Here is a 12,273-nt window from a genome sequence, read left to right on the forward strand (position 1 = left end):
GTCAATCTCGACTTCAGGGACCCCCTCATCGCACTGCTGGAGACCGCAGTGCAGTACCTCAACGTCGGCGACACCCCAGCCCATCCGACCCACCTGGTCCGCGCCCTCGCCGTGGCCCGCGCCATCAACGCCCAGCCGTAGCCCGCCGCCCGCCCGGCACACCCGGGCGGGCCCACCACCAGGAGCAACACGTGAACGAGCAGCAGATCCGCGACATCCTCCGCCCCCACTTCGGCCACTTCGGCAGCCCCATCCACCGCCTCTACACCACCGGCGAGATCACCGAGCACACCATCCCCGCACTCGTGAGCTTGGTCGCCAAGCTCGCCCTGGCCGACAGGGACCTTGAGATCGGCAAGATCGGTGACGTCATCGACTACGTCACCCAGGTCGGATGCCGGCCGCCCGTCACCCGCTGGACGACCGCCGTGGCCAGGAGGCAGAAGTGACCGAGAGCCCCCACGGACGCGGCACCTGCCCCGTCTGTCGCCGCGAGATGAACCTCACGAAGAACGGCACCATCCGCCACCACGGCGGGCCCGCTGGCAGCGGATACCTCCGCCCCCGCGCCTACCGCTGCAAGGGAGCCGGACAGAAGCCGAGCATCAAGGAGCAGCCGTGACCGACCGCCGGACCGCGTCCACGATCACCGACACCGAACTCGACCAGCTGTACAACGCCCTCGACACGCTCCGCGCCGTGGCACGCGGCTACTGCGAGCACTGCGGGCGCGGCGACGCCACACCACCACCCGAGGCCTACGAGGAGCAGCGAGCCCGAGCCGCGCGCGCCGAAGCCGCACTCGCCGACGTCCGCATGATCGCCAGCGAGCTGTTCATGGCGGGGCAGACCCAGACCGAACGCGAGATCGGCCGCCGACTGAGCGCCGTCCTCGACCAGCGCGCGCCGGCGGCAGCGACCCGAGCAACCAACCACCAGGAGCAGTGATGGAACTTCTCTTCGTACGCACCGAACCCGTGCAAGAGATTGCTGCCGAACCCGCAACCCTCGACCTGCTCATCGACATCCTCCGCCCCAAGGAGGACGAGCCGCGAGCCACACCCGAACTCATGACCGCAGCACGCGCCATGGGCTGGCCGCTCGTCTACGACGCCACCATCCGCCCCGGCTACGTGCACTGCCGACCGAGCAACCCAGACGCCGTACCGCCGCCGAGCGTCGAGGAGATGACCGAGTACTTCCGTGCCTTCATGGACGCGGGAAGGGAGCAGCCCGATGCCTGACCTGCACGGCTGGATCACCCAGCAGATCGAAGAGGTCGAGCGTCTCGCGCGCAAGGCTGCTGAGCTGTGCGGCTGCCACCCCGCCGCACCGTCGTGGACCTTCGGCGACGAGACGACGGACGGCCGCATCCTCGTGGTCGACGATCCGCACCCGGACCTGAAGCGGAAGATCGGGAGACGGTGGAACCGCTCCTACGAAGGCATGTTCATGGCCGAGCACATCGTCCACCACGACCCCGAGGCGGTGCTCCGCCGCTGCGAAGCCGACCGGCGCGTCCTCGCCCGCCACCGGCTTGATCCCGACGTCCACTACGAACCCGCATGCAAGGGCTGCGGCACCTACGGGGACATGGAACTCCCCGAGACCGACAACCTCAACGAATGCCCCGAGTTGCTCGACCTGGCCTACGCGCACGGCCTCACCGACAAGATCCTTGCCAGCCTCGACCAGCCCGTACCCCCGCTGCGGCCCGAGCGCGCCGACGTGCCTCCGCCCGCCCACCTCAACGCAATCATGCGCCTGCTCACCGCGCAGCCGACGAGCAGCGTCCCGCCCGCACTCCGCGGACCCAACTGGCGGACCCCGTAACGGAACCAACCCACCCGACGCAGACGTATACAGCAACGCCACCCGAACCACCCGCAACGAGGTGAACATGAGTAGCCTGCACGACCACGTCGCCAGCAACAGCAAGTACGACGCCCAGAAGACCGCCGCCAAGGCCCTCCTCGACGCGATCACGGAACAAGTCGAGGCAGTGAAGAAAGAAGGCGGCCCCGTCGATCACCTGTCCACCCGCCTCAAGGTGCTGGCCGAGGTGTACGCCCTCGTCGTCCACGGCAAGAGCTGACCGGCCCCGGCTTGACGCCCGTGGCATCCTGAGCGTGGCAGTACGGCACCCAGGGTGGTGTCGACCGATCGGCTGCCAAGCACCGGAGTAGCTACCCGGCGCACCGCCTTCCGCCCCGTCTCCACGGTTGAGACGGGGCGGTCGTGCGTCAGTAGTCGTAGTACGCCGCCTTCAGCAGGATGTCCTGCCCCGGGAACATCACCTTGAGCCGACGCTCCAACCGCGTTTCCAATTCCCGAGCAGCATCCGCCGCCACAGCATCACCGAGGCCCAACAGGTGGGCGACGTAGTGCAGCGCACGCGCTTCCCCGAACGTCAGCAGCGGCATCAAATCCCCGCCCTCGTCCAGCAACTTCGACAGTTCCTCGTCTACCGGCTCCATGCCCTGCCAACGGCCGGCCGCCGCCGACGGCACGGGATTATCGCACCGTGTCACCCGCCCGGCAGACAGCCCCGGTCAGTGCTCCCACATGTCCGGCCCGCCGCCTCGCCACTCGATCCAGTCCGCGCGCACTACGTCCGTGTCCTCGACGTCCGCGCCGGCCCGCCGCAGGAACTCGACCACATCCTTCAGTCCGAGCGCGCGGCCCGAGATCTCCCCATCGACACGGACACGTCGGCCGCCCTGCTCGTCGGGCGGGTACACGATCACCACAGGCATACGGGTAAGCCTGCCAGCAGGCACTGACACCGGCATGCTTGGTCGACCGGATGGGTGGACCGACTCGTCGGTCTTAACGATTGGTGCAACGATTGGTCGTCCCGAAGCGTCCGGTACCGCGCTCGCGTAGTCGAGCGTGGCCTCTTTCACCTCCGCCTCGATGTGCTCCTCCGCCGTCTGGCATTCCGGGCAGACCAGGCCCACGAGAACGCTTCGGTTCATCGTGGCGTTCCAGCGGTGAAAGTCGTCGGCATCTTTCCAGCAAGCCCGAGTGCAGCGAGAGCAGTGCCCCAGAGGCCGGATCTTCTTACGTGCCATGACGGTCATCGTTCACCACCCAACGCGTTCAGCAGCCGGAAACTGGAAACTTGACACGGGGGTGATGCTGGAAGTGCTGCCGGGCGGACACGCTGCTCGCGCACCGGCGGCGGTTGCTCTCAGCCTGGGAAGGCTCGGGGCGGAGGACACCAGAGAGCCCCCGAGTCCAGGTCTCGGGGGCTCTCGCACGCTTGGGGCACGGCTACGGCCGCCACTCCTCGCGGTAGTCCGGGTGATCGGCGTACACAGAAGCGAGTGCACTCAGTGTGATCGTGAAGGCCAGCAATGCCACCCGTGCGGACACGTCACCTTGGTCGGCCTCGGCGGTAGCACGGGCGTCCTCCCACTCGCGGATCACCTGTCGCTTCGCGTCGGCCTCGCGCAGGACACGCGCCGGATCATGACGAGCGATGTGCATCCGCGCCTCATCCTCGTGCACGACACCGATATGGGGCGTGATCGCGTGTCCGCTGACGCCCCAACCGTTCTCCGGGTCGGCTTGCAACCCGGCGGCCACCCCCGCGATCTGCTCGTCCTCGTCCAGCCGGGCCCGCAGGAACTCCACCAGCTCATCCATCCGACGCCTCCCGCTGCTGCTTCTTCCGGGTCGCCCCGCTCAACCCGGCACCGATCTGCTGGGCGCGCGCAGCGCTGATCCCGCCGAGGAGTTCCCCGATCTGCGCCCACGTCTTGCCCTGCACCTTCAGCGCCTGGACACGCTGTTGCCGAAGCGCACGCAGCTTCGAGTGGTGGTCCGGCCACTGAGCCAGCGCCTCCGATACAGCCTTGGCGCACGCCTCGTCATCTTCGATGGCCTCGAACGCCTCGATGGCTTCCACCAGGCGTCTCACCTCCTCGCGGTTGTCTGTCACTCCCGCGCTCCTTCCTCTGCGCGAGCGCGACCAACACGAGGTTAAGCCCTAGGGTTGCGAGCCTTCAACCCTAGGGTTTACCTTGGTCGGGCGAGGCCGCGCTCGGTCTCGTGCACCAACAAGTACGCCCCGGTCGGAGCACCACCTCCGCCGGGGCCAGTCGCCCCTGATCAGACCAGGAGAGACCGTGCCCGATCGTACCCAGCCCCAACCGGCACAGCCCAGCCCCCGCACCGCGCCCCTCACGCCCGCCGCACAGCAGGCCCTCGCCCGGAGGTGAAGTGATGGGATCCGCAGACCGCTGGCCCGACCTCACCGGCAAAACCTGGGCTCACAAGATCACGCCCGAGATGACCGACGACGAGGTCAACGACGCCCGCGCCACCTTCGCGGCCGTCGGCCGCAACGACTACGAGGGCGAGTGGCTCCGCCGCCACGGCCTCCCCGAGAACTACGGCGACCCGGAGGCCACCCGATGACCTGCACCGGCTGCGGCGGCCAAGGCGGCTACCCCGAAACCACCCCCAAACCCGACGGCGGACACGTCACCGTCTGGCGACCCTGCACCGGCTGCAACGGACGCAGCACCCGCTAACCCATCAGACCGCCGGGCCGGCGACCACCAACCCCCTCGTCCCGCCGGCCCGGCACCAACCGCACCGTGAGGACCGTCATGACCGAGACGTTCGAGACCATCCGCTACACCGCCGATGTCGTCGTCACCACGACCGACGGGTACGTCCTGCTGATCGAGCGTGGCTGGGACCCCCACAAGGGCGCGTGGGCGCTGCCCGGCGGCCACGTCGACCCGGGCGAGACGAGCCGGGCCGCCGCCGCGCGTGAGCTGGCCGAAGAGGCGGGCGTGTACGCGGCGCCGGAGGAGCTGGTCCAGGTCGGCACGTTCGACGCCCCCGGCCGTGACCCGCGCGGCCGGTACGTCACCGTCGCCTACCGCCTCACCGTCCTGCCCGGCACGATCATCGAGGCCGGTGATGACGCGACCCGCGCCCAGTGGTGGCCCCTGAGCGACCTTCCGCCGCTCGCGTTCGACCACGCCGACATCCTCGCCACCATCACCGCTTGACCCACCAGAGAGGAACCCACCATGGGCTGGTTCAGCCGCAGCAGCTCCGAGCAGAGCGACTACGAGCAGAAGCACACCGCCTGGCGTCAGGCCCGGCGGGACCTGGACGCCGCCTACAGCCAGGAGCGCCGCAGCGTCTTCGCCTCCGTCAACCACGAGCGCGCCGCCGAGCAAGCCGCCGTCAAGGACGAGATCAAGCAGGCCGAGCAGAACGAGGCAGCCGCGCGCAAGGCCCTCAACTTCACGTGGGAGCAGTGATGGGCATCTTCAGCCGTAAAGCCGACGAACTCCTCAAGGACAGCACCAGCACCGGCTTCGCCGGCATCCAGGCCGACAAGGACGGTCAGCCCGTCACCGCCGGCGCCTACCGCGCCCAGTCCGACGCCAAGTTCCAGCAGTGGCTCGACCAAACCGAGGAGGAGTGGGAGCAGCGGAAGAAGAACCGCTAACGGCCAGCCGGTAGCCCTCGGCGTCCGTCTCGCACGGGCGCCCTGGAGATCCGACCAGCCACCCCACGAGAAGAAGCAGTCAGCCATGGTCCGTCGCAAGCCGTGCCCCCAATGCAGACGCCGCCGGCAACGCCTCCGCGCCCGCTCCCCCCTCGCCGACACCCTCTGCTCGCCCGTCGCCCGCTGGGGCTTCACCCTCTGCACCATCGCGGGCCTCTACGCCCAACTCACCGTCCCCACCCTGATTGCCGCCGGTCTCGCCGCCACCGCCTGGCGCTACCGCTAGCCCGTTCCACGGAGCCGTCACCGTGAAGAAGCTGACCACAGGACAGATCGCCGTCCTCGTCATCGCCACCATCCCGATGATCGCCGTCGGTATCGGCGGAGCCATCGGCACCTACGCAAACGCCGGCTCCGTCCTCCACCGCAAAGAGACCGCTCTCGGCGTCGTCGCCGCCGGCGAAGGCGCCACCCTCGTCGCCGCCCTCGTCATGATCGGCGTCACCATGCTCGGCCAGGCCGCGCCCCTCGCCATCCGCGCCGCACTGTGGCTCCTGCCGGCCGCCGCCTCCGTCATGGGCTTGACGATCGCCCCGACCGCAACCGAGGCCGTCGTGTTCGCCCTCACCCCGCTCGCGATGACCGCGTCCGCTGAGGGCATCAGCTTCCTCGCCCGCCGGATCGTCGTGCACCGCACCGGCGTAGACATCGAGGCGCAGCGCCGCAACGCCGCCGTGCTCCGGCGGATCGCCTACCACCGAGCGCGCGCCGAACGCCACCCCTGGCTGTGGGTACGGAAGGCGTCGGCGCTCGCGGCGTGGCGCCTCATGGGCCGACTCGGCGATAGCGACGCCACACTCGGTAGCGCCCTCACAGACGTACAGAACACCCGAATCGTTGACGGCGCCAACACCGCGCTCGCCGCCATGTTCAGTAGCGTCCCCGCTCTCCCGGCCGTAGCGCCGACCGCCACCCCGGCCGCCACTCACCGCTCGGTAGCGGCCACCCCTGCTACACCGAAGCCATCGCGCGCCACCACGCCAGAGAAGATCGCCACGCCACCCGCCGAGACCGCCACCATCGCGGACGCCACGGCAGAGCAGACAGTGCCGGCCTACGAACCGGGCACCCCGCAGTACGTCGTCCGCTCCCTGTGGCTGCAGCTCGGCCACCGGCCCACCGAGGGCGCGATTGTCACCGCGCTGGGCGAGGCCCAGCTGCCGAACTCCCGCGCGCAGGCGGGGAAGATCCGCCGCCAGGTCGAAGCCGAGAACCCCGCCCTACCCGGCCCCCGCGCCGCCTGACACCGAAGGACTCACATGCTGCTCGCCGCCGCAATCGCCTGGTTCCTGATCGTGGTCGTCTTCCTCGTCATGGCCCACGCCGACGACGCCGCCCGCCGTGACCGTGACTGCAGTCGCAGTCAGACTCGCCCCCCGACCGGCCCCTGACCAGCAACAACACCACCCGATCAGAGTCCGACTGCAGTCACAGTCACAGTGAACGGAGCACCCCCGTGGCCCGCACCAAGACCGCCCCCGAGAAGACGCCCACCACAAGCGACGCGCAACCCGATCCCCCCACACACGACAGTGCCCGGCCGTCCCCCGTCCTGGCCTGGCCGTCCGAGTGGCCCGTCCCCGAACTGCCCGAACAGCGGACCCGACAGCGCCGCACCCGCGGCCTGCCCATGGCCCCCGTCCTCGCAGGCGCCAGCAACGCCACAACCCTGACCGCGACCGCCGCGTACAGCGTCGGCGGGCCGGCCGCCGCGGCTGCTACCGGCGCGGTGATCGTGGCGGGCGCTACGGCTGCCGCACTCCGCCGGCGCGCCACGGTGCAGGCCGGTCGCGCCACGACGCAGAGGCTGCGTAGCGCCGGTGGTAGCGGCCTGCGTAGCGGATCCGGGACCAGTGGAAACCGTAGCGGTAGCGGGTCCGGTGGCGGGTCGCGTAGCGGCCGTAGCGGCGGCGTCAAGCGTCCGGGTAGCGCCAGTCGTGGCGGGCTGCCACGTAGCGGTGGCGCCTCATCCGGGCTGGGCTCGCGTGGCGGGTCGGGTAGCGGCACCGGTGGCGTCGGGCGGTCACGTGGCGGTCTCCTCCGCAACGCCGGTAGCGCGCTCCGCAAGAGCAGCGTCGGCCGCCACGACGGGCCGGGCCGCCACCGCCGCGGCGACAAGCACGACCGGCCGAGCAAGCGGCAGCAGCAGCGGGCCGCAGAGAAGGCAGCGCAGAAGGCACTGAAGCAGGCCGCCAAGCAGCGCGCCGCCAAAGGCACCACCACCGCGGCCGGTAGCAGCGGCAAGGGCCACGCCCTCAAGGCCGCCGCCGGCCGGGTCGCCCGCGCCGCCTACCGCGCCGGACGGCCCCTCGTCACCCGCGCCAGCAAGGCCGCCGCGAAGCAGGCCCGCCGCGCCCGCGGCGCACTGTGGGACGGCATCTGCGCGCTCGGCGCCAGCGCCTGGACGCTCCTCGGCCACGGGCGTGCCGCCGCCCTCGACCGGCTGAAGGCCGTATGGAAGCGACGCCGCAAGCAGCGCACCAAGGCCGAGCAGGACGCCACCACGGAACCGGCCATCGCCGCGACCGTGCGGCGCCCCACAACACCCACCCCGACCACAACCACTGGAGGAACCGTGTCCGGAGGACACCACTTCGTCGCCGCCGCCACCGAGATGGCCCGAGCCGCCGCCGCCTACCAGCCGCAAGGGATGCTCCAAGTCGGCCAGGACTTCGCCGGTCTGGAGGAGGCCCTGCGGATCCACGCCGAGGCGCTGAAGACCACCGTCGAGAACGCGGACGCGAACTGGCCGCTCCACCCGAACATTGTCGAGATCATGCGGCAGATCCACGGCCTGCAACTCAAGGCCGCCGAACTCGCCTCCGAACTCACGCCCGCGTTCCGCCAGCTCCACGACGTCGACATCGCCCGCCTGGAGAACCCCCGCCACGGCGAGCGCATGTGGGACGTCTCCGCCAACCTCTAACCCCGACCAGGAGCACTGTCGTGAAAGCCGACTGGGACGCCAAGCACGGCCCCGTCACCGGATCCATCAACACCGGCCTCGCCACCCTCGCCGTCGGCTACGCCGGCCACACCCTCGCCATGCCCTGGGAGTGGGCCGCCCTCACCGCTGGCGCCGGCGCCGTGGGCAGCCACATCGCCGGCCGCCGCCACAAGGTCACCAACGCCACGCTCGCCCTACGGGCCGCGGGCTGGCTCGGTGCGGGCGGCTGGTGCTCCTGGGCCATCGCCCAAGGACCCTGGTCGCAGTGGGGCATGGGCAGTCTCCTCGCCGGCGTCCTCGGTCTGGGTGCGGCGATGGCGGGCGCGCACCACGTTGAGGAGAAGGCCGAGGAGAAGCGCGTCGAGGCCGAGGCCGCCGCGCGGCGGGCCACTCTCGACGGGAAGCGCAAGCAGGTCGCGGACGAGTGGGAGGACCGCATCGTCCGCGTCTGCGCTGGGGCGGTCGTGCAGATCGTCGGGGTTGAGATGTGGGAGTCCGGCGGCGGGTTCAGCTTGGACGGCGAGTGCGGCGCGGGTGGTACCCGGTGGAAGGACATCGCGACCTACCGCGACCAGCTCGCCTCCGACGCCCGCCTGCCGGAAGGCTGCGGTGTTGAGGTCGGGCCCGGTGCGCACCGCGGCGCTGTCCTCATCCACGTCTCGACCGTGAACCGGCTCATCGAGGACGTGTACTACCCCGACGACTACTCGCCGCTCACCGTCAACGAGCCTGCCCCGCTGGGAGTCCTCCGCGACGGCGCGGCCGAAGGCCCCGTCAACAGGCAGGCGTCCATGCTGGTCGTCGGCCAGCGTGGCTCCGGGAAGACGAACCTGCTCAACGTGATGATCGCCAACCAGTGCCGCATGGTCGACTCGATCACCTGGGTCATCGACCTCAACGGTGGCGGCCTCGCCCTGAAGTGGATGCGCGCGTGGGCCGCCGCAGGCAAGCCGGGTCGGCCGCCGATCGACTGGGTGGCCGACACCCCGGAGAAGGCGCTCGCCATGGCTGCCGCGCTGGTGCGGATCGCGAAGGCCCGGAAGGTCGGCTACCAGGAGCGGGAGATCGCCGCGAACGACGACAAGTTGCCGGTGGACGCCGATGTGCCGGAGATCCGCGTCTTCAACGACGAAGGCGCAGAGGTCTTCTCCACCCGCTCACGGCGCAACGACACACTGCGCGCCATCGCCGACAACCTGATCCAGACCCTGGAGATCGCCCGCGCAGCCGCCGTCAACGAGACCACGTCCGGACTCCGCGCCACCCAGGACGTCCTCGCCGACCCGCAGATCCTCAAGCAGTCCACGTTCAAGGCCGGCATGAAGGTCGCCGACGACGCGGAGCTGAACTATTTTTTTGGCTACAACCACAACGCCAACGCAGAAGACGCCCCATACCCAGGGTGCGCGCTGGTTCGGGACGGCGACAACCAGGTCCACCCACTCAAGGTGTACCGGATGCGGCCCTCACAGATCCTCGACATCGTCAAGGCAACAGCCGACCGTCACCCGGAGCTGGACGAGCTGTCCCGCCGCGCGGCGGGCGAGGCCTACGAGCAGCGGTGGATCGGCACCGACCACCTCTTCGGCGGGACCACCCCAGCGCAGGCCACCGAACAGCCGGCTCCCGCTGCTCAGCCGCGCGGTCGCGGGGTCACCGCCGGCTGGGGCACCACCCCGACCGGAGGCGACGCACAGAAGACCATTGATGAGGCCGAGGCCGCACGACGCCGCCTGCACGAGGCGATGAATGAGACCGCCGCCCGTGACGGCGATCTCGACGCTCGGTTCCAGGAGATCCTCGCCGGTGGCGGCCTGACGTGGAAGCAGCCCACAGCCGACCCGCAGCCGCAGGCTGGCGAGGACGGCGATCCGCGCCGCGAGATGGTCGTCGCCATCGTTGAGAAGGCCGGACCGGGCGGCATCGGCCCAGAAGCGATCCGCGACGTGTTCGCTCGGCAACACCCCGACCTGGAGGTTCCGCACGCGGCGACGATCGGGCGCTGGCTGGGCTCCGACCCCCGCGTACACAAGCCCAAGTTCGGCCGCTATGCCATCCGCCCCACCGACAGCTGAGGAGTCCCCGCCATGTCTGCGCTACCTGAGCAGTACCAGCGCTACACACAGCCTGGACAGCCCCTGCGCCCAGCCGGCATCGAACTGCACGACGACCGCGACCCGGTCGCCTGGGTACCCAACGCCTACGGGGAGATGGTCCCGATGCGCCGCTCCCAACTACAGCCCGTCGCCCCAGCGGAACCGCGGGACATGACGCGGCAGCCGGTCCTCGATCCGCTCGCGCAGCGCATGCTGGCCGGCGGCTTGGGTGTTGGTGCGGCCGGGGCTGGCGTCGGCTTCGGGCTTGGCCAGCTGGCCGCCGGGGTGACGATGATGGGGACGAGCGGGCTCGCGATCCTGGTGGTTCTACTCCTCGCCGCGAGCAGTTTGCGCGGGCGGAGCGTGGTGAACGTCCGCAACACGACGCACGTCCACCAGCAGTGGTTTGGCCGGACCGACGTCAAGAACGGCAGTTGACTGCCACACTGGTATCGCGCCCCGCCGTCGCCCCGGTCGACGGCGGGGCCTACTGCTGTCCGGGCTCGGCCCCGCGGTCGGCCGGCGGGATGGGGCGGGCGCGGGCGAGCCAGCCGTTGCCGAACGTATCGGATGGCAGGGCCGATGGGCGGGCGCCGAGTCGCTCGCAGAGTTCCTGGAGCGCGGTCATGCATTCCTCGCGGGTGTCGGCCTGGACTCCGTACCTGATCGCCATGGCAGCAGTGTGCCTGGGGCGCGGGGGTGGGGCTACCGGTTCGCTCGAACGAGGGTCGGTCACAGAGTGGTGACGACGGCTTCACGTGGCCTGTACGGCAGCGGATGATGCGGCGGAACACCAGCCGCCATCCCGGGGGGATCGATGCCCAGTTACAGCGAAGTGCAGCGCGCGGTGCGCGTGGAGAAGATGCGGCTCTGGTTCGCGTGGCTGGCGGGTAACGTGATCATGCTGATCATCGCCAGCGCCACCCGGAACGTTGCGGTCGTCAGCGTTGTCACCCAGGTGCTCGTCGTCGCGGTCTTCGTGGCGCTCACAGTGGCCTTGGTCCGGATGACCGGCGCCCTGAACCGGCGCGCGGCTGCCGCCCGGCGTGAGGTGTTGGGCGACGACTACCCGGTCTGACCACAGGCGCACAGCGGCCCCGCGCCGGAGCGTCCCGGGCGGGGCCGTCGTCATGCTGTGGGCTCGTCGTCCCACATGCCATTTTCGGCTTTCCATTCGAGGTAGTCGGCGAGCCAGTCGCCGCGTTGCGGTTCGGGTGACCGCTCGGGGCCGTCGGCGTCACTGTTCATGTGGTGGGCTCCTCGTCCGGGCGCACCGGGCCCGCGCTGGCCGCGTGGTTCTCCTGCCACGCGTCGGTGAGTTCCGTCGGCAGGCCGTAGGCGGCAAGGATCTGCTGGCGCGTCGTCTCGCGCAGCTCGGCGAACTGCTCCTCGCTCATGCGGTCTTCTCCTCGCTGCTCGCCGGGCGCTTGGCTGCACGACGGGCGCGGAGCTGGGCCCGGATCTCCGGGTTGAGCGCCTGCCGGATCGTCTCGCGGCTGTACCCGGTGATGCGGACGAGGTCGGCTTGCTTCCAGCCGGCGTCTACGGCGGCGCGGAGCTTGGCGTCGCGTTCTTCGAGGAGGCGTTCGGCGGCTTCCTCGTAGTCGGTGGCGATGGCTTTGATCTCGGCTTCCTTCACCTCCCCAGAATGCCAGACCAGATTGGCCATGCCTAGTAGGCCAAACACGCTT

24 protein-coding genes are annotated in these 12,273 nt (G+C 70.2%); 17 read left to right on the forward strand and 7 right to left on the reverse strand.

What is annotated here, in order from left to right:
- The first annotated feature begins 191 nt into the window (after nt 1–191).
- From AB0E62_RS27265 to AB0E62_RS27290, 6 genes are all read left to right on the forward strand, one after another.
- Nucleotides 192–449 (forward strand): hypothetical protein, encoded by a 258-nt coding sequence (locus AB0E62_RS27265; protein WP_362199120.1) that lies wholly within the window; start codon nt 192–194, stop codon nt 447–449.
- Nucleotides 446–622 (forward strand): hypothetical protein, encoded by a 177-nt coding sequence (locus tag AB0E62_RS27270; protein ID WP_362199123.1) that lies wholly within the window; start codon nt 446–448, stop codon nt 620–622. Before AB0E62_RS27265 ends, AB0E62_RS27270 begins: the two co-directional genes overlap by 4 nt.
- On the forward strand, nt 619–948 hold the full coding sequence (locus tag AB0E62_RS27275; protein ID WP_362199126.1) for a hypothetical protein: 330 nt from the start codon (nt 619–621) through the stop codon (nt 946–948). Before AB0E62_RS27270 ends, AB0E62_RS27275 begins: the two co-directional genes overlap by 4 nt.
- A complete protein-coding gene (locus tag AB0E62_RS27280; protein WP_362199129.1) occupies nt 948–1,244 on the forward strand; it encodes a hypothetical protein in 297 nt (98 codons plus the stop codon). Before AB0E62_RS27275 ends, AB0E62_RS27280 begins: the two co-directional genes overlap by 1 nt.
- Entirely contained in the window at nt 1,237–1,833 is a 597-nt protein-coding gene (locus AB0E62_RS27285; RefSeq protein WP_362199132.1) for a DUF6221 family protein, read from the forward strand. The genes AB0E62_RS27280 and AB0E62_RS27285 overlap by 8 nt, the downstream gene beginning before the upstream one ends.
- Nucleotides 1,834–1,900: 67 nt before the next feature.
- Complete coding sequence (locus AB0E62_RS27290; protein ID WP_362199135.1) at nt 1,901–2,095, forward strand: hypothetical protein; 195 nt, start codon at nt 1,901–1,903, stop codon at nt 2,093–2,095.
- Between the two features lie 148 nt (nt 2,096–2,243).
- Here AB0E62_RS27290 and AB0E62_RS27295 read toward each other — a convergent pair whose 3' ends face one another.
- The 4 genes from AB0E62_RS27295 to AB0E62_RS27310 all read right to left on the reverse strand — a co-directional run bounded on the left by AB0E62_RS27295 (nt 2,244) and on the right by AB0E62_RS27310 (nt 3,946).
- A complete protein-coding gene (locus AB0E62_RS27295; protein ID WP_362199138.1) occupies nt 2,244–2,510 on the reverse strand; it encodes a hypothetical protein in 267 nt (88 codons plus the stop codon).
- A 42-nt stretch (nt 2,511–2,552) separates the two neighbouring features.
- Nucleotides 2,553–3,074, reverse strand: coding sequence for a hypothetical protein (locus AB0E62_RS27300; protein ID WP_362199140.1), 522 nt, complete (start codon nt 3,072–3,074; stop codon nt 2,553–2,555).
- 202 nt (nt 3,075–3,276) lie between these two features.
- Nucleotides 3,277–3,651 (reverse strand): DUF6221 family protein, encoded by a 375-nt coding sequence (locus tag AB0E62_RS27305; RefSeq protein WP_362199143.1) that lies wholly within the window; start codon nt 3,649–3,651, stop codon nt 3,277–3,279.
- On the reverse strand, nt 3,644–3,946 hold the full coding sequence (locus AB0E62_RS27310) for a hypothetical protein (RefSeq protein WP_362199146.1): 303 nt from the start codon (nt 3,944–3,946) through the stop codon (nt 3,644–3,646). Before AB0E62_RS27310 ends, AB0E62_RS27305 begins: the two co-directional genes overlap by 8 nt.
- A gap of 284 nt (nt 3,947–4,230) precedes the next feature.
- Between AB0E62_RS27310 and AB0E62_RS27315 the strand changes: the two genes are divergently transcribed.
- The 10 genes from AB0E62_RS27315 (at nt 4,231) to AB0E62_RS27360 (ending at nt 11,020) form a co-directional block, all read left to right on the forward strand.
- Nucleotides 4,231–4,425 (forward strand): hypothetical protein, encoded by a 195-nt coding sequence (locus tag AB0E62_RS27315; protein WP_362199149.1) that lies wholly within the window; start codon nt 4,231–4,233, stop codon nt 4,423–4,425.
- Between the two features lie 194 nt (nt 4,426–4,619).
- Nucleotides 4,620–5,030 (forward strand): NUDIX hydrolase, encoded by a 411-nt coding sequence (locus AB0E62_RS27320; RefSeq protein ID WP_362199152.1) that lies wholly within the window; start codon nt 4,620–4,622, stop codon nt 5,028–5,030.
- Nucleotides 5,031–5,051: 21 nt separating this feature from the next.
- Nucleotides 5,052–5,288, forward strand: coding sequence for a hypothetical protein (locus tag AB0E62_RS27325; RefSeq protein WP_362199155.1), 237 nt, complete (start codon nt 5,052–5,054; stop codon nt 5,286–5,288).
- Nucleotides 5,288–5,479 carry a hypothetical protein gene (locus tag AB0E62_RS27330; RefSeq protein ID WP_362199158.1) on the forward strand — a complete coding sequence of 64 codons (192 nt, stop codon included), beginning with the start codon at nt 5,288–5,290 and terminating at the stop codon, nt 5,477–5,479. Before AB0E62_RS27325 ends, AB0E62_RS27330 begins: the two co-directional genes overlap by 1 nt.
- A gap of 85 nt (nt 5,480–5,564) precedes the next feature.
- Nucleotides 5,565–5,765, forward strand: coding sequence for a hypothetical protein (locus tag AB0E62_RS27335; protein ID WP_362199161.1), 201 nt, complete (start codon nt 5,565–5,567; stop codon nt 5,763–5,765).
- Between the two features lie 22 nt (nt 5,766–5,787).
- Complete coding sequence (locus tag AB0E62_RS27340) at nt 5,788–6,783, forward strand: hypothetical protein (protein WP_362199164.1); 996 nt, start codon at nt 5,788–5,790, stop codon at nt 6,781–6,783.
- Between the two features lie 15 nt (nt 6,784–6,798).
- Nucleotides 6,799–6,930: a hypothetical protein gene (locus AB0E62_RS27345; RefSeq protein ID WP_362199167.1), complete on the forward strand. Its 132-nt coding sequence runs from the start codon at nt 6,799–6,801 to the stop codon at nt 6,928–6,930.
- 65 nt (nt 6,931–6,995) lie between these two features.
- Nucleotides 6,996–8,465 carry a hypothetical protein gene (locus AB0E62_RS27350; RefSeq protein WP_362199170.1) on the forward strand — a complete coding sequence of 490 codons (1,470 nt, stop codon included), beginning with the start codon at nt 6,996–6,998 and terminating at the stop codon, nt 8,463–8,465.
- A gap of 20 nt (nt 8,466–8,485) precedes the next feature.
- On the forward strand, nt 8,486–10,561 hold the full coding sequence (locus tag AB0E62_RS27355; protein ID WP_362199173.1) for a hypothetical protein: 2,076 nt from the start codon (nt 8,486–8,488) through the stop codon (nt 10,559–10,561).
- 12 nt (nt 10,562–10,573) lie between these two features.
- Nucleotides 10,574–11,020 carry a hypothetical protein gene (locus tag AB0E62_RS27360; protein ID WP_362199176.1) on the forward strand — a complete coding sequence of 149 codons (447 nt, stop codon included), beginning with the start codon at nt 10,574–10,576 and terminating at the stop codon, nt 11,018–11,020.
- Between the two features lie 49 nt (nt 11,021–11,069).
- On the opposite strand, the gene AB0E62_RS27365 is transcribed toward AB0E62_RS27360, so the two are convergent.
- On the reverse strand, nt 11,070–11,255 hold the full coding sequence (locus AB0E62_RS27365) for a hypothetical protein (RefSeq protein WP_362199179.1): 186 nt from the start codon (nt 11,253–11,255) through the stop codon (nt 11,070–11,072).
- Between the two features lie 144 nt (nt 11,256–11,399).
- Here AB0E62_RS27365 and AB0E62_RS27370 point away from each other — a divergent pair, with 144 nt between their 5' ends.
- The gene (locus tag AB0E62_RS27370; protein WP_362199182.1) at nt 11,400–11,660 is read left to right on the forward strand and encodes a hypothetical protein; all 261 of its coding nucleotides are present in this window, start codon (nt 11,400–11,402) and stop codon (nt 11,658–11,660) included.
- A gap of 166 nt (nt 11,661–11,826) precedes the next feature.
- Here the strand turns inward: AB0E62_RS27370 and AB0E62_RS27375 are convergent, their stop codons facing one another.
- Nucleotides 11,827–11,979, reverse strand: coding sequence for a hypothetical protein (locus AB0E62_RS27375; RefSeq protein WP_362199185.1), 153 nt, complete (start codon nt 11,977–11,979; stop codon nt 11,827–11,829).
- Entirely contained in the window at nt 11,976–12,251 is a 276-nt protein-coding gene (locus AB0E62_RS27380; protein WP_362199188.1) for a hypothetical protein, read from the reverse strand. The genes AB0E62_RS27375 and AB0E62_RS27380 overlap by 4 nt, the downstream gene beginning before the upstream one ends.
- Between the last annotated feature and the right edge of the window lie 22 nt (nt 12,252–12,273).

The organism is Streptomyces sp. NPDC038707 (assembly GCF_040636485.1).
GTDB lineage: Bacteria > Actinomycetota > Actinomycetes > Streptomycetales > Streptomycetaceae > Streptomyces.